At 45.6% G+C, this 19,941-nt stretch carries 17 protein-coding genes; 16 read left to right on the forward strand and 1 reads right to left on the reverse strand.

Going from position 1 to position 19,941, the window contains the following annotated elements:
* Positions 1-204: 204 nt before the first annotated feature.
* A complete protein-coding gene (map, locus tag MHN02_RS02170; protein ID WP_014948551.1) occupies positions 205-999 on the reverse strand; it encodes a type I methionyl aminopeptidase in 795 nt (264 codons plus the stop codon).
* Positions 1,000-1,411: 412 nt separating this feature from the next.
* On the opposite strand from map, the gene rpsB reads away from it, so the two are divergent.
* The 16 genes from rpsB to accA all read left to right on the forward strand — a co-directional run bounded on the left by rpsB (position 1,412) and on the right by accA (position 19,675).
* Complete coding sequence (rpsB, locus tag MHN02_RS02175; protein WP_014948552.1) at positions 1,412-2,143, forward strand: 30S ribosomal protein S2; 732 nt, start codon at positions 1,412-1,414, stop codon at positions 2,141-2,143.
* Positions 2,144-2,264: 121 nt separating this feature from the next.
* A complete protein-coding gene (tsf, locus tag MHN02_RS02180) occupies positions 2,265-3,137 on the forward strand; it encodes a translation elongation factor Ts (protein WP_014948553.1) in 873 nt (290 codons plus the stop codon).
* A 237-nt stretch (positions 3,138-3,374) separates the two neighbouring features.
* The gene (pyrH, locus tag MHN02_RS02185) at positions 3,375-4,112 is read left to right on the forward strand and encodes a UMP kinase (RefSeq protein WP_014948554.1); all 738 of its coding nucleotides are present in this window, start codon (positions 3,375-3,377) and stop codon (positions 4,110-4,112) included.
* A gap of 23 nt (positions 4,113-4,135) precedes the next feature.
* A complete protein-coding gene (gene frr / locus MHN02_RS02190; protein ID WP_014948555.1) occupies positions 4,136-4,693 on the forward strand; it encodes a ribosome recycling factor in 558 nt (185 codons plus the stop codon).
* A gap of 9 nt (positions 4,694-4,702) precedes the next feature.
* Positions 4,703-5,485: a polyprenyl diphosphate synthase gene (gene uppS, locus MHN02_RS02195; protein WP_014948556.1), complete on the forward strand. Its 783-nt coding sequence runs from the start codon at positions 4,703-4,705 to the stop codon at positions 5,483-5,485.
* A 54-nt stretch (positions 5,486-5,539) separates the two neighbouring features.
* Positions 5,540-6,403, forward strand: a complete 864-nt coding sequence (locus MHN02_RS02200; protein ID WP_014948557.1) for a phosphatidate cytidylyltransferase — start codon at positions 5,540-5,542, stop codon at positions 6,401-6,403.
* Complete coding sequence (gene ispC / locus MHN02_RS02205) at positions 6,403-7,590, forward strand: 1-deoxy-D-xylulose-5-phosphate reductoisomerase (protein WP_239244349.1); 1,188 nt, start codon at positions 6,403-6,405, stop codon at positions 7,588-7,590. The genes MHN02_RS02200 and ispC overlap by 1 nt, the downstream gene beginning before the upstream one ends.
* Positions 7,584-8,936, forward strand: coding sequence for a sigma E protease regulator RseP (rseP, locus tag MHN02_RS02210; protein ID WP_239244351.1), 1,353 nt, complete (start codon positions 7,584-7,586; stop codon positions 8,934-8,936). Before ispC ends, rseP begins: the two co-directional genes overlap by 7 nt.
* Before the next feature lie 58 nt (positions 8,937-8,994).
* Positions 8,995-11,472, forward strand: coding sequence for an outer membrane protein assembly factor BamA (bamA, locus tag MHN02_RS02215; RefSeq protein ID WP_014948560.1), 2,478 nt, complete (start codon positions 8,995-8,997; stop codon positions 11,470-11,472).
* Between the two features lie 62 nt (positions 11,473-11,534).
* The gene (locus MHN02_RS02220; RefSeq protein WP_014948561.1) at positions 11,535-12,050 is read left to right on the forward strand and encodes an OmpH family outer membrane protein; all 516 of its coding nucleotides are present in this window, start codon (positions 11,535-11,537) and stop codon (positions 12,048-12,050) included.
* A 193-nt stretch (positions 12,051-12,243) separates the two neighbouring features.
* Positions 12,244-12,693: a 3-hydroxyacyl-ACP dehydratase FabZ gene (gene fabZ / locus MHN02_RS02225; RefSeq protein ID WP_014948562.1), complete on the forward strand. Its 450-nt coding sequence runs from the start codon at positions 12,244-12,246 to the stop codon at positions 12,691-12,693.
* Between the two features lies 1 nt (position 12,694).
* Positions 12,695-13,465: an acyl-ACP--UDP-N-acetylglucosamine O-acyltransferase gene (gene lpxA / locus MHN02_RS02230; RefSeq protein WP_239244353.1), complete on the forward strand. Its 771-nt coding sequence runs from the start codon at positions 12,695-12,697 to the stop codon at positions 13,463-13,465.
* 2 nt (positions 13,466-13,467) lie between these two features.
* Entirely contained in the window at positions 13,468-14,616 is a 1,149-nt protein-coding gene (lpxB, locus tag MHN02_RS02235) for a lipid-A-disaccharide synthase (RefSeq protein WP_239244355.1), read from the forward strand.
* A complete protein-coding gene (gene rnhB, locus MHN02_RS02240; RefSeq protein ID WP_014948565.1) occupies positions 14,609-15,181 on the forward strand; it encodes a ribonuclease HII in 573 nt (190 codons plus the stop codon). The genes lpxB and rnhB overlap by 8 nt, the downstream gene beginning before the upstream one ends.
* A 4-nt stretch (positions 15,182-15,185) precedes the next feature.
* Entirely contained in the window at positions 15,186-18,650 is a 3,465-nt protein-coding gene (dnaE, locus tag MHN02_RS02245; RefSeq protein WP_239244357.1) for a DNA polymerase III subunit alpha, read from the forward strand.
* Between the two features lie 68 nt (positions 18,651-18,718).
* Positions 18,719-19,675 carry an acetyl-CoA carboxylase carboxyl transferase subunit alpha gene (gene accA / locus MHN02_RS02250; protein WP_049585989.1) on the forward strand — a complete coding sequence of 319 codons (957 nt, stop codon included), beginning with the start codon at positions 18,719-18,721 and terminating at the stop codon, positions 19,673-19,675.
* The last annotated feature ends 266 nt before the right edge of the window (positions 19,676-19,941 follow it).

The following is a 19,941-nucleotide window of genomic DNA, read 5'->3' on the forward strand; positions in this document are numbered from 1 at the left end:
TTTGTTATAGGTGTGTAGCGCAGTAAATATGAGGGGAGTGGGCACACGATGCCGAACTTTGATAGTTGGAATTTGAGCTAACGAGCCAATAAAAAAGCAGCCGCGAATTCAACGGCTGCTTTGCATAATTCGATAGACTCAATCTTCTGAAATCATATTTTTAACGCGATTATTCGAAACGTTATCAATATTGTCGAAGTCGATTTATCCGTGAGAAATGATGCGTTCCAAGGTTTCTTCTTCGCGAAGCGTAAGAATCTCAACGCCGGTTTCAGTGACCAATAGGGTGTGCTCCCATTGGGCGCTTAAACTTCTGTCTTTAGTTACCACAGTCCATTGGTCTGGTAGCACTTTTGAGTAGCGCTTGCCTGCGTTTACCATAGGTTCGATGGTAAAGCACATGCCTGGCTCTAACACATCACCCGTCCCTGGCTTACCGTAGTGAACAATTTGTGGTTCTTCGTGGAAACTAGCGCCAATACCGTGGCCGCAGTATTCACGAACTATTGAATAGTTATGCGCTTCAGCATGGGTTTGACAAATATGACCGATATCGCCAAGACGCATGCCCGGTTTCACTTGCTCAATAGCTTTGTATAAGCATTCTTGGGTAACGCGAATTAGGCGTTCTGCAAGAATAGAAGGCTTACCCACCACAAACATTTTTGACGTATCGCCATGATAGCCATCTTTAATAACTGTCACGTCGATATTAATGATGTCGCCGTCTTTCAGTTTCTTGTCAGAAGGAATACCGTGGCAAATACAGTGGTTTACCGACGTACAGATAGACTTTGGAAAAGGCGGGTGGCCGTAGTTTAAAGGCGCAGGTACCGCTTTTTGCTCATTTACAATGTAGTCGTGGCAAATAGTATTTAGCTCATCAGTGGTAACGCCTTTCTTTACGTAAGGCCCTATCATAGTAAGCACTTCGGCTGCCAATTTACCGGCTACGCGCATTTTTTCGATTTCTTCTGGGGTTTTGATAATAGCTGTCACAGCGCCTCTCAAATCGTTTGAAACTAGTTTGATGAAGAATTTTGATTACTTACGCATTATAACACTATTCAGGTCATTCTTAGTAAGGTGATGATATTGTTGGTTTTTATCTGCTAAAGGCAGAGGTGGAAAGCGAGCTCATTAAGGGTTCTATACTTTCTTTAACCTAAATACTTCAAATTGTCGCTTTTTACCCTCAAAACTTGAGGCTTAGGTGGTATTGTGGTATAAAGCGCGCGCCCTGACGGAAAGCTCATTTTGCCACGTGCATTTGGCACCGTTTTAGAGGGTAAATTTATTTTATTAAAACACACATATACCGACACTTCGTATCGGGGTGTTCAGTTCAATTTAGGTTGGTCTGAATCGATACAAGGGGTATATGGAGGCCTAACCCCAAGAGGAAAATAAAATGGCTAATGTTTCTATGCGTGACATGCTGAAAGCAGGTGTGCATTTCGGTCACCAAACTCGTTACTGGAACCCAAAGATGAAGCCTTTCATCTTCGGCGCTCGTAACAAAGTTCATATCATCAACCTTGAAAAAACGGTTCCACTTTTCAACAACGCACTTAACTACCTTTCAGGTGTTGCGTCTAAGAAAGGTAAAATCCTTTTCGTTGGTACTAAGCGCGCAGCTGGCGAAGCAGTTAAAGATGCTGCTCTTAAGTGCGACCAGTACTACGTAAACAAGCGTTGGTTAGGTGGTATGCTGACTAACTGGAAAACAGTACGTCAGTCAATCAAGCGTCTTAAAGATCTTGAGCAGCAAAGCCAAGACGGTACGTTTGAGAAGCTAACTAAGAAAGAAGCACTTATGCTTCAGCGCGAAATGGACAAGCTTGAAAACAGCCTTGGCGGTATCAAAGACATGGGCGGTCTTCCAGACGCGATCTTTGTTATCGACGCAGATCACGAGCACATTGCTGTAACAGAAGCTCGTAACCTAGGTATTCCTGTTGTTGGTGTTGTTGATACTAACTCTAACCCAGACGGTGTTGATTACATCATCCCTGGTAACGACGATGCTATCCGCGCTATCCAACTTTACTTGGATGCTGCTGCAAACGCTATCAACTCAGGTCGCGAAAGCAACCTTGAAGTACAAGCTGAGCAAGACGACTTCGTAGAAGCAGCAGAGTAATTCTGATTGCTTACTGTCATATCTTAATAATATGGCAGTACTACAATACGAAACGTATTGAGAGGGGCGACATCGCCCCTTTTACCTAACGAATTTATATTTAATGCTGAGGAATTGAAAAATGGCAGTGACTGCAGCACTAGTTAAAGAACTGCGCGAACGTACTGGCGCAGGTATGCTGGATTGTAAAAAAGCCCTGGTTGAAACGGATGGTGACATTGAGTTAGCCATTGAAAACATGCGTAAATCAGGCCAAGCGAAAGCGGCTAAAAAAGCAGGCCGTATCGCAGCTGAAGGTGTAATCCTTACTAAGGTTGAAGCGGGTCGCGCGACTATGCTTGAACTAAACTGTGAAACTGACTTCGTAGCACGTGACGAAGGTTTCCTTAAATTTGGTAACGAGCTTCTAGAAGTAGCAGCTGCTAACAACATCAACGACATCGAAGCGCTTAACGATGCAGAACTTAACGGTTCTAAAGTAAGCGAAGTTCGTGACGCACTTGTTGCTAAAATCGGCGAAAACATCTCTCCTCGTCGCGTTATCAACGTTGAAGGCGATACACTAGGCGCGTATGTACACGGCGGCCGTATTGGTGTTATCTCTATCCTTACTGGCGGTGACGAAGAGCTAGCGAAAGACGTTGCAATGCACGTTGCAGCTGCAAGCCCGCAGTTCGTTAAGCCTGAAAACGTTCCAGCAGAAGTTGTTGAGAAAGAGAAAGAAATCCAAATCGAAATCGCTATCCAGTCTGGTAAGCCAGCTGATATCGCTGAGAAAATGGTTGCAGGCCGCATGAAGAAGTTCACTGGCGAAGTGAGCTTGACTGGTCAGCCTTTCGTTAAAGATCCTTCAATCTCTGTTGCTGAGCTTCTTAAGAACAACAGCGCAGACGTAATCAACTTCGTACGTTTCGAAGTTGGTGAAGGTATCGAGAAGAAGACTGAAGACTTCGCTGCTGAAGTAGCTGCTCAAATGGCTGCTGCTAAGAAATAATTGAGTGTTTATCTTTTGCATTAAGCAATAGTTAGATAAACTACAAAGCACCTCTTAGGAGGTGCTTTTTTATAGCTGAACGTCTTTAGTGTTGCCATTGCAATGCGTAAGTGTGAAGCTAGGCGAGATTAAGTACGCGCCTGCCTGACAAACGAAAGCGCTTTGTCCTATGTTTTTTACATCAGTGGCTTGTTGAAAGACATAGGACAAAACGGGTTTACGAGGACAATTCAAACTATGAGTATCACACCAAAATCAGCATACCGACGCATTTTGTTAAAGCTTAGTGGTGAAGCCCTAATGGGGGCGGAAGGCTTTGGCATAGACCCTAAAGTGCTAGATAGAATGGCACAAGAAATTAAAGAGCTGGTTGAACTTGGTGTTCAAGTTGGTCTTGTTATCGGTGGTGGTAACTTGTTCCGTGGCGAAGGCTTAGCAAAAGCGGGAATGAACCGCGTTGTTGGCGATCACATGGGAATGCTGGCTACCGTAATGAATGGCTTAGCCATGCGCGATGCGCTTCATCGTGCATTTGTAAATGCGCGAATGATGTCAGCAATACCGCTAAACGGTGTTTGCGATGCCTACAACTGGGCAGAAGCCATTAGCCTTCTTAAGTCAGGCCGTGTTGTTATCTTCTCTGCCGGTACAGGCAACCCTTTCTTCACCACAGACTCAGCGGCTTGTTTACGCGGTATCGAAATTGAAGCCGATGCGGTATTGAAAGCGACAAAAGTTGATGGTGTTTATAGTGATGATCCGGTGAAAAACCCAGAAGCAACGCTTTACGAAGAACTGACTTATCAAGAAGTACTAGAAAAAGAACTTAAAGTGATGGACTTGTCAGCGTTTACTTTGGCGCGCGATCACAGCTTGCCAATTCGCGTATTCAACATGAATAAGCCAGGTTGCCTGAAGCGTGTTGTGATGGGCGAAAAAGAAGGTACTGTTATTCGCCACGCTGACAACGATTAATTAAGAACAATAGGATACAAATCGTGATTGATGAAATTGAATTAGATGCGCAAGAGCGCATGGAAAAAAGCCTAGTTTCTCTTAAGGGCCAATTCAGCAAAATCCGCACAGGTCGTGCGCATCCAAGCCTTCTAGATGGCATCATGGTACCTTATTACGGCGTAGACACGCCGCTAAAGCAAGTGGCTAACGTCGTTGCAGAAGACAGTCGTACTCTAGCGTTAACTGTGTTTGATAAAAGCGCCATTCAAGCGGTAGAAAAAGCCATTATGCAGTCTGATTTGGGTTTAAACCCAATGAGTGCAGGTGGTTCAATTCGTATTCCACTTCCTCCTCTTACTGAAGAGCGTCGTAAAGACCTTATCCGCGTTGTTCGCAATGAAGCGGAAGGTGGTCGTGTCGCTATCCGTAACATCCGTCGTGACGCGAACGGTGACATCAAAGATCTTCTCAAAGAAAAAGAAATCAGTGAAGATGAGAGCCGCGCTGCTGAAGAGAACATTCAATCTATTACTAACGATTTCATTAAGAAAGTTGACAGCATGCTTGCTGACAAAGAAAAAGAACTAATGGAAGTATAAGTAAGTATTATGATTGGAAAGCGTTTAAGCGCAGCCAAATCGACAAAAGCAGAGGTGCCAGCAGAATCTGCTGGCCCGAAGCACGTTGCAATCATTATGGATGGCAATGGTCGATGGGCGCAAAAGAAAGGGAAAATTCGTACCTTTGGTCATAAAGCCGGCGTAGAGTCTGTTCGTTCTGTTGTGCGCTTTGCACGTCAAAACGGTATTGAATCACTTACGCTATTCGCGTTTTCAAGTGAGAACTGGAAACGTCCTGAGGAAGAAGTCAGTGTCTTAATGGAGCTGTTCAATCTTGTCCTCAATAGCGAAGCAAAAAGACTACACAAGAACGGTGTACGTCTACAGGTTATTGGTGATGTTGAGGCGTTTGATGCCAAGCTGGTCGAAAAAATTCGTAAAGCTGAAGACATGACCAAAGATAACAAAGATTTGGTCTTAAATATCGCCGCAAATTACGGTGGTAGATGGGACATTGTAAACGCGGCTAAGCAACTTGCTACGCAAGTGAAAAGCGGCGAGCTTGATGTGGAAAGCATCTGTGAAGACGCACTGAATGCGCACATTTCAACAGCTAACCTTCCTGAGTTAGACCTTCTTATTCGCACAGGTGGCGAACACCGTATTAGCAACTTCTTGCTGTGGCAATGTGCCTATGCAGAGTTGTACTTTACCGACGTACTATGGCCCGACTTCAACGAAGACGTGTTTCAATTGGCCGTAGACGATTTTAACGTTCGCCAACGTCGCTTCGGTTTAACCGGTGAACAGGTAGTCACAGCCGATGGTTAACACCATACAGGCAATTATCAGGCTTGCCCTGGTAACGATAGCCAAGGGCAAATTATGCTAAAACAACGAATAATAACTGCATTAATCCTCGCGCCACTGGCGCTTTACGCTATTCTTTTTCTTCCTATTTTTTGGTTTGAAATAGCCATTGCCGGTGTTGTCGGCATTGGCGCTTATGAATGGGCGAATATGTCGGGCGTATGTGAACGTCCTAAAAAGCTCATTTATATGGCTGGTGCCTTTGCCATATGCATAGCCTTGTCTCTTATTGTTGATGCCAGCACGATTTGGTATCAAGGCCAATTACATGGTTTATACCGTGCCATATTAACGGTTGCCGTATTATGGTGGATAGCGTCGTTATTTATGGTGCTAGCCTATCCCAAATATTCCAAGTTCTGGAAAGACAGTCGCAGCGTTAGAACCCTATTTGGGGCGCTTACGCTTATACCTACATGGGTAGCGGTTGTTGCGCTTCGTACGAGCTTGCACGATGTTGATCCTTTCTACGGTGCTTCACTCATCTTCTATGTGCTGGGGATTGTTTGGGCTGCAGATATAGGTGCATTCTTTGTTGGCGTAAAATTCGGACGCCATAAGCTACGCCCTAACGTATCGCCAGGTAAAAGTTTAGAAGGCTTGTTAGGCGGTATTGCAGCTTCATTCGCTATTATCGCTTTTGCGGCCCTTCACTATCAGGTAGAGCCTTCGCGTATTTGGCTTCACCTTGCTATTGGCGGTATTACGGTGGCTGTTTCCGCCCTTGGCGATTTAAACGAAAGCATGCTTAAGCGTTGTGCGGGCATTAAAGACAGCGGCAAAATTCTCCCTGGACACGGTGGTGTACTCGATAGAATCGACAGCTTAACCGCGGCATTCCCTGTTTTTGCGTTCTGCTATGTAACCTGGATGGCGTAATGCAAACAGTAACAGTGTTAGGGGCCACAGGCTCCATTGGTTGTAATACACTCGACGTAATAAACCGCCACCCAGACAAATATCGCGTATTTGCTATTACTGGCAACTCACAGCTTGAATTGCTTATGGAGCAGGCCCAGAAATGCGCGCCGCGCTATGTGGTAATTGCTGATGACGCTAACTACAAACTAGCCTGTGAGTTAGCATCCCAGTACGGTGTGGATGCAGAAATTCTCGCTGGTGCTAAGGCGCTGGAAGAAGTATCCAGCGCGCCTGAAGTTGATGCTGTAATGGCAGCCATTGTGGGTGCAGCCGGGCTTTTACCCACACTGGCAGCAGTAAAGGCGGGTAAACGGGTTTTGCTTGCCAATAAAGAAGCGTTAGTCATGTCTGGTGCTTTATTTATCGAGGCTGCGAACCAAAGCGGCGCTGAAATTCTTCCTATTGACAGCGAACACAACGCCATATTCCAGTGCCTACCGCACGATTATGAATACGGTAACTTTGCCGCATCCGGCATTCGTAAAATTCTCTTAACGGGTTCTGGTGGTCCGTTTAGAGAAAGACCGCTTGATAGCTTCTCGTCAATTACAATTGATGAAGCCAGTACACACCCTAACTGGTCGATGGGCAGAAAAATTACAATCGATTCTGCAACTATGATGAACAAGGGGCTGGAGTTCATTGAAGCCTGTTGGTTGTTCGGTGCTGGTGCAGATGATATTGATGTGGTTATTCACCCGCAAAGTATTATTCATTCTATGGTGCAATATGTTGATGGCTCGGTGATCGCACAAATGGGCAACCCTGACATGCGCACCCCTATTGCCTATGGTTTGGCGCATCCTGAGCGAATCGAAGCGGGCGTGACGCCACTCGACTTTTCAGATATCTCAAATTTCAGTTTTCAAACTCCTTGTTTTGAGCGTTATCCTAATTTGAAACTGGCTATTGATGCGTGTAAGGAAGGGCAGTGTGCAACAACACGAGTGAACGCGTCAAACGAAGTGGCAGTCGAGGCCTTTTTAGAAGGTAAGATCCAGTTTTGCGATATTGCCAAAGTTAATGACGCCACGCTTAATGCTATGCCACACGTATCGGTGAATTCTATTCAGCAAATACTAGAGCAAGACAGCCTTGCAAGAACAAAGGCTAACGAGATTATTCGAGGTAAATTCCAGTGCTAGCATTTTTATGGAGCCTTGGTGCATTCATTGTAGCCTTAGGTATTTTGGTTGCTGTACATGAATGGGGGCACTTTTATGTGGCTCGTAAATGCGGTGTGCAGGTAGAGCGCTTCTCAATTGGTTTTGGAAAGCCTATATGGCGTAAAACAAGTAAATCAGGCACAGAATATGTCATCGCTATGATCCCATTAGGTGGATACGTGCGCATGCTCGATGGACGCATTGATGACGTACCGCCTGAGTTAGAAGACAAAGCGTTTAACAATAAACCCGTTTTGCAGCGCATGGCGGTTATTGCTGCTGGCCCTGGCGTTAACTTTATTTTTGCGTTTTTCGCACTGTGGTTGATGTATCTGGTGGGGCTGGAAACGGTTAAGCCAGTAGTTAAACAGGTTGAGCCAGAAAGCATCGCAGCTATCGCTGGTGTGCAACCTGGTGATGAAATTATTAAAGTTGGCGACAGGAATACGTCTGATTGGGAAGCGGTAAACCTGGAAATAGTCTCAAACATTGGCGCCGAAAAAGCCAATGTTACGGTTAAAAATTCGTCAAATGTTGAAAAAGAACTGACTTTTACACTGGGTTCTTGGAACTTTGACCCAGATAGCGAGTCTCCTTTAAGCAGCTTAGGGTTAACCCCTTATCGTCCAGATGCAACGTTAACCGTTGGGTTTGTAGGTGAAGGAAGCGCGGCTCAGCAAGCGGGTTTAAAACCCGGTGATGAGCTTCTTGCATTAAATGGCGCTAAGTTGTCATCGTGGGAGCGATTAGTTGACGTTATTGTTGAAAGTCCCGGCGAGAATATCTCGCTTGATATACAAAGGGATGGACAACAACTGACGTTAGATGCCACGATAGCGCGCCGCGATACACCACAAGGGCAAAGTGGATATCTCGGTGTAAGCCCAACATTTGAGCCTTGGCCAGAAGGGTATGTGTTTACGCATCAATATGGCATTATAGAGGCTATTGGGAAGGCGCTAGATAAAACATGGCGTCTTATGACACTCAGTGTCGAAATGATAGGTAAGCTCATCACGGGCGACGTGTCAGTGAAGAATTTGAGTGGGCCTATCTCAATTGCTCAAGGTGCGGGAACAAGTGCTGGGTATGGACTTGCGTACTTTTTGAGTTTTCTTGCCTTAATAAGCGTAAATTTAGGCATAATAAATTTATTACCCTTGCCCATGCTTGACGGTGGTCACCTCATGTTTTTTATCGTGGAGTGGATCACAGGCAAACCTGTGCCTGAAGCGGTGCAGGAATGGGGTTACAGAATAGGTGGCGTGCTTCTGTTTATGATCATGGGTATCGCAATTTTTAACGATATCGCTCGCATAACCTGATACAAATCAGGAAGTACAAAACAGCTAATACAAAACGCGGCCAGGAAAAGAAAAATAGATGAAGTTAAAACAGTTAGTAGCAGCCGGAGCCATTCTTTCCAGTGCTAGCTTTGCCAATGCTGCGGCGCAAGACAGTGAATTTGTCGTTGAAGACATTCGCGTAGAAGGTTTGCAGCGAGTTGCACTTGGTGCAGCCTTAACCTACTTGCCCGTTCAAGTTGGCGACGAGCTTAATACATTCAGGGTAACGCAGCTTATTCGCTCGTTGTACTCTTCAACTCACTTTGAAAATGTTGAAATTCTTCGTGATGGCAATACGCTTGTCGTGCGTGTCGCTGAGCGTCCTACCATTAGTAATATCATCTTTGAAGGCAACGATGATATTAAAGATGAGCAACTTCAGGAAAGCTTAGACGGAAACGGCGTTCGTATTGGTGAGCCGCTCGATAAGACCGTACTAACATCTATCGAGAATGGCCTGAAAGACTTCTTTTACAGCATAGGTAAATACAATGCTGACGTGACGGCTATTATAACGCCGCTACCGCGTAACCGTGTTGACTTGAAATTACTTTTCGAAGAGGGCGACGCGGCTGAAATTGAACAAATCAATATTGTAGGTAACGAAATCTTCTCAGACGAAGAGCTGATGGATGCTTTCGAGCTACAATACGACACGCCTTGGTGGGATTTCCTATCGGAAACTCGCTACCAGCAGCAAACGCTGCAAGGGGACATGGAAACGCTGCGTAACCATTACTTAAACCGTGGTTACCTTCGCTTCAACGTGGACTCTACGCAGGTTTCAATGACACCTGAAAAGTCAGGTATCTACATTGCCATGAACGTAACAGAAGGTGAGCAATACACCATTTCTGAAGTTGAGCTGGTAGGCGATGTACTCGGGCACGAAGAGTATATTGAACGCGTGCTTCCGCTTACTACGGGTGAATTGTATAACCAAGCAGAAGTAACGTATACAGAAGAATTTATCAGTAAGTACCTTGGTCGCTTTGGGTACGCTTACCCAACAGTAACTACGGTTCCTGAAATTAATGACGAAGACAAAACGGTTAAGCTCACGCTGTCCGTTGATCCTGGCAAACGTATTTACGTCAACCGCATTAAATTTAACGGCAACGTAGTAACAGCCGATAGCGTTCTGCGTCAAAATGTCAGCCAGATGGAAGGTACGTGGCTGTCGAATAACTTACTTGAGTCTTCTAAAAACCAGCTTTCTCGACTTACTTATATGGAAGAGGTTGAATTTGAAACGGTACGTATCCCGGGTTCAGAAGATAAAGTAGACGTTAATTTTAATGTAAAAGAACAGCCATCGGGCTCGTTTAATGCTGGTATCGGCTATGGTGACAGAACGAAGCTAAGCCTACAGGCGGGTATCCAGCAAGATAACTTCTTGGGTACAGGTAAACGTGTGGGTCTTAACCTAAGCACGGTTTCATATCAGCGCAGTGCGCAAATCACGTACAACGACCCTTATTTTACCATTGACGGTATTAGTTTGGGCGGAAGCTTGGGCTATAGTGAGTTCGACGGTTCTGACTTTAACGTTATTCAGTACAACTCTAAGCGCTGGTCTATTGGTGCAAACATTGGTTATCCGATTAACGAGTTTAATCGTATTAACTTCGGTTTGACCTACAGCAACGTAGAGCTATTCAACCGTGGTTACTACGAGCAAACTGAGCAGTTCTATAATCAGTTTACTAACGGTGAAGACCCAGACGCGGCTATTAAATATGATAGCTTCTTGGCAAGCGTAAGCTGGAGCAGAAGTACGCTTAACCGTGGTCTGTTCCCTACTGCTGGTTCGTCTCAGCGTGCGTCATTCAGTATTACCACGCCTAACTCAGACGTTAACTACTTCAAGACAGTATTTGACGGTAAGTGGTACTTCCCATTATCTCGTAACCAGCGCTGGTCTTTCCTAGCGCGCGTACGTCTTGGCTACGGGAATGGTTACGGTGATATTAACGGCAATGAGCAAATATTACCGTTTACAGAGAACTTTACAGCAGGTGGTTCTGATTCATTACGAGGATTCGAGAATAACACGGTAGGTCCTCGCGGTGTATTCCTAGGCAATACGGGCACTATAGTTGGACCTGATGGCGAAGTGTTCCCAGGCGATCCAGCTGATGCGCAGCTGTCTTGGTCGACGCGAAGCCTAGGTGGTAACGCGATGGCACTTGGCGGTATCGAGCTTATTGTTCCTACGCCATTTGTTGAAGAAGAAATGGATAACTCAGTTCGTACAAGTTTGTTTGTGGATGTGGGTAACGTGTGGGATACTGAGTTCGACTATGACTATTACCGTCAGTTTGACATAGCATCTACACAACGCGGTGAGCTATTGGACTATTCTGATTGGAGCCTGTATCGTAGCTCGGCAGGTATATCGGTCCAATGGGTATCACCAATGGGACCGATGGTATTCAGCTTCTCGAAAGCGATACAGCAACGTGATGGTGACGATGCGAGATTCTTCACTTTCAACATTGGTCAAACTTTCTAAGACATTAAAGCGAGCGCGTTTTTAGGCGCGCTCTATAATAAGATTCACAAAAGGAGTTCCCTTTGAAACAGTTGGTTAAACATATCGTTGCAGGAGCAATGTTGGGTAGCGCTTTAGTTAGTACATCTGTAATGGCTGAGCAGAAAGTTGCAGTTGTCGATGTGCAAGGTATTTTCCAAGCGATGCCTCAAGCGGCTGAAATTCAAAACGCTATTCAGGCTGAATTTAAAGATCAGCTTGAAGAAGTGAATCAACTGCAGCGTGATGGTCAGTTCTACGCAGAACGTCTTCAGCGCGACGCAGCGACAATGAGCGATGCAGAGAAGAAAGAACTAGAACAAAAAATCTTGTCAGTACGTGAAGAGCTAGCTAAAAAAGGTCAACCTTTGCAGCAAAACATTCAACGTCGCAGCAACGAAGAGCGCAACAAGCTTCTTGGCCTAATCAAGCAAGCTATTGACTCTGTTGCAGCAAAGCAAGGTTATGACCTAGTCCTTAACGCTGGTGCGGTTGCGTTTGCAAAAGAAGAGCACGACTTATCTGAGCAAGTTCTTCAGCAAGTAAGCAAAACTAACTAATAACAGCACTAGTCAGTTGTAAAATTTATCAGACCAACTCCCCAAAGGTGTTGGTCTGATTTGTTTTTTGCGCTTAACAGCGTATGGTTGCCGCCGTTTTTAGTTTTTACGGCGAGTTTGACCAGAATGCCAATCAATCATCTGTATTGGTATAAAATAGTTGTAGGTCATGCTTGTATACAGGAGAAAGTTTTTGGCCAATTCACTTAATACCATTGAAATTCAGGAAATATTGGAACTGTTACCTCATCGGTATCCATTCCTACTTGTTGATCGTGTAACAGACTATGTTCTGGGTGAGTCTGTAAAGGCTTATAAGAATATCACTATCAATGAGCCGTGTTTCATGGGGCACTTCCCTGAACAGCCAATTTTCCCAGGGGTATTAATTCTTGAAGCTATGGCACAAGCTGCCGGTGTTTTAGGATTTAAGACAATGGGTAACAATGATAAGTTATACTTGTATGCAGGGATTGATAACGCACGCTTTAAGCGTCCTGTTGTTCCAGGTGACAGGCTTGAGTTTGATGTTGCTCTAGTTAAAGAGCGCAGAGGGATTTGGAAATTTAAAGGCACTGCAAGCGTTGATGGCGATATCGCTTGTGTTGCAGAGTTTATGTGTGCGATGAGAGAGATAGCTTAACGTGATCCATCCAACTGCGGTAATTTCAGAAAGTGCAACGATTGGTGAAAATGTCACCATTGGCCCATTTTGTGTGGTAGACGACAACGTCACCATAGGAGATGGCTGTATTCTGAAATCACATGTGGTGGTACGCGGCCCAACGCGTATCGGTAAAAACAATAAATTTTATCAGTTTTCTTCAATTGGTGAAGACTGCCAAGATAAGAAGTATGCGGGCGAGCCTACTGAACTTGTCATCGGTGACGATAACGAGTTTAGGGAAGGGGTAACCGTTCACCGAGGCACTATTCAAGACAACAGCATCACCATAATCGGTTCTCGCTGTTTATTTATGGCCAACTCTCATGTGGCCCACGATTGTGTTCTTGGCAACGATATTATTATTGCAAACAGTGTTGCGATTGCTGGCCATGTTCATATGGACGACCACGTCATTGTTGGCGGTGCCGCAGGTATTCACCAGTTCTGTAAGATTGGTGCCCATTCGTTCTTGGGGGCTGGCGGCATTATTCTGCGCGACGTGCCTCCCTTTGTTATGGTCAGCGGTCAGAAAAATATTCCTCAGGGTATTAATTCTGAAGGACTTAAGCGTCGTGGCTTCAGCAAAGAAGAAATTATGGCCATTAAACGCGCTTACAAAGCAATATACCGTGAAGGCAATACCGTAGACGAAGCCATTGAAAAACTTGCCGAACCCGCACAGGAGTTCCCTGGTGTGGCCCTTATGGTGAAGTTCTTACAAGACTCTGAGCGAGGCATTATTCGCTAATTATGTCTAGGCCTATCCGTATCGGCATGGTTGCCGGAGAGCCCTCTGGTGACGTGCTTGCCGCCGGAATGGTTGCAGAGTTAAAACGCCAATACCCTGATGCTGTTATCGAAGGTATTGGCGGTCCAAATATGATAAACGCGGGTTTTCATAGTCTGTTCGATATGGAAACCTTGTCGGTTATGGGACTTGTTGAAGTTCTCTCCCATCTACCTGCCATCTTGAAAGTTAAAAAGCAGCTTCTTGCTCACTTCGAGCAAAATCCGCCAGATATTTTTGTGGGTATTGATGCACCTGATTTTAATCTGAGAGTAGAAAAAGCGCTTAAAGCACGCGGTATCAAAACCATGCACTATGTTAGCCCTACCGTGTGGGCATGGCGTGAAAAGCGCATCCATAAAATAGCGAAAGCGACTAATCGCGTGTTGGGTTTATTTCCTTTCGAGCAGCAGGTTTACGATAAATACCATGTTCCCTATACCTTTGTGGGACACACAATGGCTGACGCTATAGCAATTGAGCCCGACCAAAATGCGGCGCGCCAAGAATTAGGTGTAGATGGTAATGCTTCCGTATTGGCTTTACTTCCAGGCTCACGCAGAGGCGAAGTAGAAACGCTACTTCCAGTATTTCTGGAGACCATAGAAGCTATTCATGCTAAACGCAGCGACATTCAATTTCTTATCCCTGCTGCTAACGAACATCGTCTTACGCAAATAAAGGCACTCTTGCTGGAAGCCAATAATGCAGAGGAACGTTTACCCATTCAGGTAACGCAAGGCACATCGCGAGATGCGATGATAGCTAGCGATGTTATCTTGCTTGCATCAGGCACGGCTACCTTAGAGGCCATGTTATGTAAGCGCCCCATGGTGGCCGCTTATTTACTCGCACCACTCACGTATAAAATTATGCAGCGCTTGTATAAAGCGCCTTTCTTCACGTTGCCAAATCTATTGGCTAATGAAGCTATTATTCCTGAATTACTACAAGAAGAAGTAAATGCAGAGAATATGAGCAATCAGCTACTCAACTTCTTCGAAAGTGATAATTCAGCCCTTATTTCCCGTTTCACCGACCTCCACCATACGCTAAAATGCAACGCTGATAAAACAGCAGCAAAAGCTGTCGTGGAGGAATTGTTTGCATAAGTTAATTGCCGGCGTTGATGAAGTAGGTCGTGGCCCGTTAGTCGGTGATGTGGTCACCGCCGCGGTCATTCTCGACCCTGAAAATCCCATTGAAGGGCTAACCGACTCTAAAAAACTGAGTGAAAAAAAGCGCGTAGCGCTTGCCCAAGAAATTCGTGAAAAAGCACTCTACTGGAATATCGGCAGAGCTAGCCCTGAAGAAATAGATAAGCTTAATATACTGCACGCTACCATGCTCGCTATGATCCGCGCAGTGGAAGGCCTGCCAGTAAGGCCTGACTTTGTGCGTGTAGACGGCAACCGAGTTCCTGCGTGGAATTTTGAGTCTGAAGCGGTAGTGAAAGGCGATAGCCTGCACGCAGAAATTTCAGCGGCTTCCATTATTGCCAAAGTAGAGCGAGATAACGATATGATTTCGCTTCACGAGGCCTACCCGCAATATAACTTTGCTGGGCACAAAGGTTACCCCACAAAAGCACACTTTGAAGCCATCGCTGAATATGGCATCTTAGATTGCTATCGAAAAAGTTTTAAACCTGTAAAAGCGCTACTCGAAGAGAAATAACATCATGTCATCGCCATTTATTCATTTACGTGTTCACAGCGACTTTTCGATGATGGACGGCCTGAATAAGGTTAAACCTATTCTAGGTAAAGTGGCCGCGCTTGGCATGCCTGCCGTGGCGATCACCGACCAAATGAATATGTGTGGCTTGGTAAAGTTTTATTCCGAGGCACATAACTTAGGTATTAAGCCCATCATCGGCACTGATTTTTGGGTTACTAATGAAGTCTTTGGCGATGAACCTTTCAGACTAACCCTTATTGCAATGAACAATGAGGGATATAAGAACATTACTATTCTTATCTCCAAGGCCTATCTTCGCGGGCACCTCTCACACCGAGCGGTCATTGATCAAGAATGGTTGGCAGAGCACAGCGAAGGTGTGATTGCGTTATCGGGTGCACAGCATGGTGATGTTGGTGTGGGTTTAATGAAAAACAACGCCAAAATTCTCGATAGTGCCCTTGAGTTTTATCAAACTCATTTTCCCGACCGCTTTTATTTAGAGCTTATCAGAACCGGTAGGCAAGGTGAGGAAGATTACTTGCACCTTGCCGTGGAGCTTGCTGAGCAGCGCGGCTTACCCGTGGTCGCCACCAATGAAGTGTGCTTTATTGACCGTGAAGGCTTTGATGCTCACGAAATTCGTGTATGTATTCACGATGGCTACACGCTTGATGATAACCGCCGCCCTAAACGATACAGTGACCAGCAATATCTGCGCACTGCAGAGGAAATGGTGGAGTTATTTAGCGACATTCCTGAAGCCATAGAAAATACGGTTGAAATTGCCAAGCGCTGTAACGTTACCGTACGGTTAAACGAGTACTTCTTGCCGCAATTTCCAACCGGCGGCATGACCACCGAAGACTTCTTGGTTAAGGTGTCTGAAGAGGGGTTGGAAGAACGACTAGAATTTCTATTCCCAGATGAAGAAGTGCGCAAAGCGAAACGTCCAGAGTACGATGACCGACTTCGCATTGAGCTTGAAGTTATCAACCAAATGGGTTTCCCAGGCTACTTCCTTATTGTAATGGAGTTCATTCAGTGGAGTAAGGATAACGGAATTCCGGTAGGACCAGGGCGGGGTTCTGGTGCGGGCTCATTAGTGGCCTATGCCCTAAAAATTACCGACCTAGACCCGCTTGAATTCGACTTGCTATTCGAACGTTTCTTGAACCCAGAGCGTGTATCCATGCCCGACTTCGACGTCGACTTCTGTATGGATAGACGAGACGAGGTAATCGATCACGTTGCTGAGCTTTACGGGCGTCAGGCGGTATCGCAGATCATTACGTTTGGTACTATGGCGGCAAAAGCGGTAGTGCGCGACGTAGGCCGCGTACTTGGTCACCCTTACGGCTTTGTAGACAGGATCTCGAAGCTGATTCCACCTGACCCTGGCATGACGCTAGAGAAGGCGTTTAAAGCTGAGCCACAGCTACCAGAAGTGTATGAAAGCGATGAGGAGGTGAAAGACCTTATCGATATGGCGCGAATACTTGAAGGGGTTACCCGAAATGCCGGTAAGCACGCCGGTGGTGTTGTTATTGCGCCAACCACAATTACTGATTTCTCGCCTTTGTATTGTGATGACGAAGGTAAAAACCCAGTAACCCAGTTCGACAAAAACGACGTTGAAACGGCGGGCTTGGTAAAATTCGACTTCTTAGGTCTTCGTACGCTGACTATTATTCAGTGGGCAATAGATATGATCAAAGAAGGGAAGAACGTTGATGTCGATATCAGCGCTATTCCTCTTGAAGATCCTAAGAGTTTCAGAACCCTTCAAAACGCCGAGACAACTGCGGTATTCCAGCTGGAATCTCGCGGTATGAAAGAATTGATTAAGCGCCTTAAACCTGACTGCTTCGAAGATATTATCGCACTGGTGGCCCTGTTCCGTCCGGGCCCGCTGCAATCAGGCATGGTAGATAACTTTATTGATCGTAAGCACGGACGTGAAGAAATTTCCTACCCCGATGCAGAATATCAGCACGAGTGCTTGAAAGAAATTCTAGAGCCTACCTATGGCATTATCTTGTATCAGGAACAGGTAATGCAGATAGCCCAGGAAATGGCGGGCTACTCGCTGGGCGGCGCTGACTTGCTTCGTCGTGCTATGGGTAAGAAAAAGCCAGAAGAAATGGCGAAGCAGCGCGGCACGTTCGCCGAGGGTGCCAAGGGCAATAATATTGACCCAGACCTAGCGATGAAAATCTTCGACTTGGTAGAAAAGTTCGCAGGTTACGGGTTTAACAAATCTCACTCTGCCGCTTATGCATTGGTGTCTTACCAAACTTTGTGGCTGAAAGTGCATTATCCTGCGGAATTCATGGCCGCGGTAATGTCGGCAGATATGGATAACACCGATAAAATCGTGACGCTTGTCGATGAATGTGAGCGCATGGGCATCGAAATACTGCCGCCAGATTTAAATGCGGGTAAATACAAATTTACCGTCGATAGCGAAGGGCGCATTGTTTACGGTATCGGTGCGATTAAAGGGGTAGGTGAAGGCCCGATTGAAGCGATTATTGAAGCGCGGGAGACCCAAGGGGCATTTAAAGATCTTTTTGATTTCTGCGCCAAGATAGACATTAAACGGGTAAACAAGCGAGTGCTAGAAAAGCTAGTATTAGCGGGGGCAATGGACAACTTAGGTCCGCATCGCGCTAGTCTTATGGCGAGTTTACCCGAGGCCCTTGCCGCCGCTGGACAGCATGCAAAAGCCGAGTCTTTTGGTCAGTCAGACATGTTCGGGTTATTGACTACCGAGCCAGAAGACGTGAAGCAAGCGTTTGCCGATGTCCCTGAGTGGCCTGAAAAAGTATGGCTAGAAGGTGAAAAAGACACCCTAGGCTTGTACTTAACCGGCCACCCCATCAATCAGTACGCGGAAGAACTGCGTTACTACACCGACGGTCGATTAGTTGATTTAAAACCAACCAATAAAGACCAAATGGCCAGTGCAGTAGGACTGGTGCTTGGCGTGCGTGTTATGACGAACAAGCGGGGTCGTCGCTGGGCCATAGTGACACTGGATGATAAGAGTGCCAGAATAGACGTACGTTTCTTCCCCGATATGTACGAACAGTTCGAAAGTGTGTTAGAAACTGACAGAATATTGCTTATAAAGGGACAGGTCAGCTTTGATGATTTCTCTGGGGGCAATACAATCACCGCCCGTGATGTAATGGACATTGTTCAGGCACGAGAGAAAAACGCGAGAGCGCTGGCACTTAATATTGATACCCAGCTGCTTGAACCGAAGAAAATGAGTCAGATGCAATCTATCCTGCAGGCATTTAACGGCGGAAGTTGTCCTGTTCAGTTAGCGGTAACTCATCCAGACGCTGAAGTAATCTTAGTGTGTGGTGCAAGATGGTACGTTACCCCTGAAGACCAACTTTTGCACGATCTCAAACAATGTTTGGGAGACAAAGCCGTTTCAATTCTCTACCATTAAGGGTAAGAGTTCGATAGATTGGACATCTCGCGTTTGCATAGACGAGCGTAGTACGAATAGGACATGAAATGAGTATACAGTTTTTGGACTTTGAACAGCCAATAGCCGAACTAGAAGCAAAAATTGAAGAGCTTAGGTTGGTGAATCAAGGTGGCGAGTTTGACGTTGGTATTGAAGAAGAAATCAATAAGCTTCGCGGTAAAAGCGCAGAGCTGACTAAAAAGATCTTTTCTGATCTTGGCGCATGGCAAGTTTCCCAACTTGCACGTCACCCAATGCGTCCATACACGTTAGATTACATTCCTCGTATTTTTACAGAATTCGACGAGCTTGCTGGTGATCGCGCGTTCGCTGACGATAAAGCGATTGTTGGTGGCCCAGCAATGCTAGATGATCAGCCGGTGATGATTATTGGTCATCAGAAAGGGCGTGACACCAACGAAAAAATTAAGCGTAACTTCGGTATGCCTAAACCAGAAGGTTATCGTAAAGCCCTGCGTCTTATGAAGATGGCTGAGCGCTTTAACATGCCTATCATCACTTTTATCGATACGCCCGGAGCGTATCCAGGTGTTGGTGCTGAAGAGCGCGGCCAAAGTGAAGCAATCGCGAAAAATTTATTCGAAATGGCTGAGCTTACTGTTCCAATCGTGTGTACCGTAATCGGTGAAGGTGGTTCAGGTGGTGCACTAGCGATTGGTGTTGGCGATCGCGTTAATATGCTTCAATATTCTACGTACTCGGTTATTTCACCAGAAGGTTGTGCGTCTATTTTGTGGAAAAGCGCAGAAAAAGCACCACTCGCTGCTGAAGCTATGGGTGTAAGTGCGCCACAAATTAAAGAGCTAGGCCTGATTAACAGTATTGTTGAAGAGCCTCTAGGTGGCGCCCATCGCGACCATAATGGTATGGCGGCTAATTTGAAGGCCGTGATTAAGCAGCAGCTTAACCAGCTTAAAGAACTAGATAAAACTAAATTGATGGAAGAGCGTTACCAGCGTTTACTGTCGTTCGGTTATTGCTAATTTCATTAAGAAAACTAGCATAAAATTGCATTTAGCCGCTATGTACACCTGCGCTCTATCAGTTTAGACGCTTGATATAAAATCTAGCGAGCGGCGGCTTAATTCATGTCGGTCATGTAATGTCGTATACGAACAAGGGGGTTGTTTACCAAAGGTAACCAACCCCCTTGTGTTATTAGAAAGTGTGTTATTAGAAAGCCAGTGCTTAGCCAAATACAAAGTTAAACCTCAGTAAAATATAGCGTTGAAAGAATAAGGTATTACCG

Source organism: Alteromonas sp. CNT1-28 (assembly GCF_022348345.1).
GTDB lineage: Bacteria > Pseudomonadota > Gammaproteobacteria > Enterobacterales > Alteromonadaceae > Alteromonas > Alteromonas macleodii.

What these genes read in the sequence shown, in the direction of transcription:
- rpsB (WP_014948552.1), top strand. Translation starts at nt 1,412, where the DNA reads ATGGCTAATGTTTCTATGCGTGACATGCTGAAAGCAGGTGTGCATTTC.
- tsf (WP_014948553.1), top strand. Translation starts at nt 2,265, where the DNA reads ATGGCAGTGACTGCAGCACTAGTTAAAGAACTGCGCGAACGTACTGGC.
- pyrH (WP_014948554.1), top strand. Translation starts at nt 3,375, where the DNA reads ATGAGTATCACACCAAAATCAGCATACCGACGCATTTTGTTAAAGCTT.
- uppS (WP_014948556.1), top strand. Translation starts at nt 4,703, where the DNA reads ATGATTGGAAAGCGTTTAAGCGCAGCCAAATCGACAAAAGCAGAGGTG.
- MHN02_RS02200 (WP_014948557.1), top strand. Translation starts at nt 5,540, where the DNA reads ATGCTAAAACAACGAATAATAACTGCATTAATCCTCGCGCCACTGGCG.
- ispC (WP_239244349.1), top strand. Translation starts at nt 6,403, where the DNA reads ATGCAAACAGTAACAGTGTTAGGGGCCACAGGCTCCATTGGTTGTAAT.
- bamA (WP_014948560.1), top strand. Translation starts at nt 8,995, where the DNA reads ATGAAGTTAAAACAGTTAGTAGCAGCCGGAGCCATTCTTTCCAGTGCT.
- lpxB (WP_239244355.1), top strand. Translation starts at nt 13,468, where the DNA reads ATGTCTAGGCCTATCCGTATCGGCATGGTTGCCGGAGAGCCCTCTGGT.
- dnaE (WP_239244357.1), top strand. Translation starts at nt 15,186, where the DNA reads ATGTCATCGCCATTTATTCATTTACGTGTTCACAGCGACTTTTCGATG.
- accA (WP_049585989.1), top strand. Translation starts at nt 18,719, where the DNA reads ATGAGTATACAGTTTTTGGACTTTGAACAGCCAATAGCCGAACTAGAA.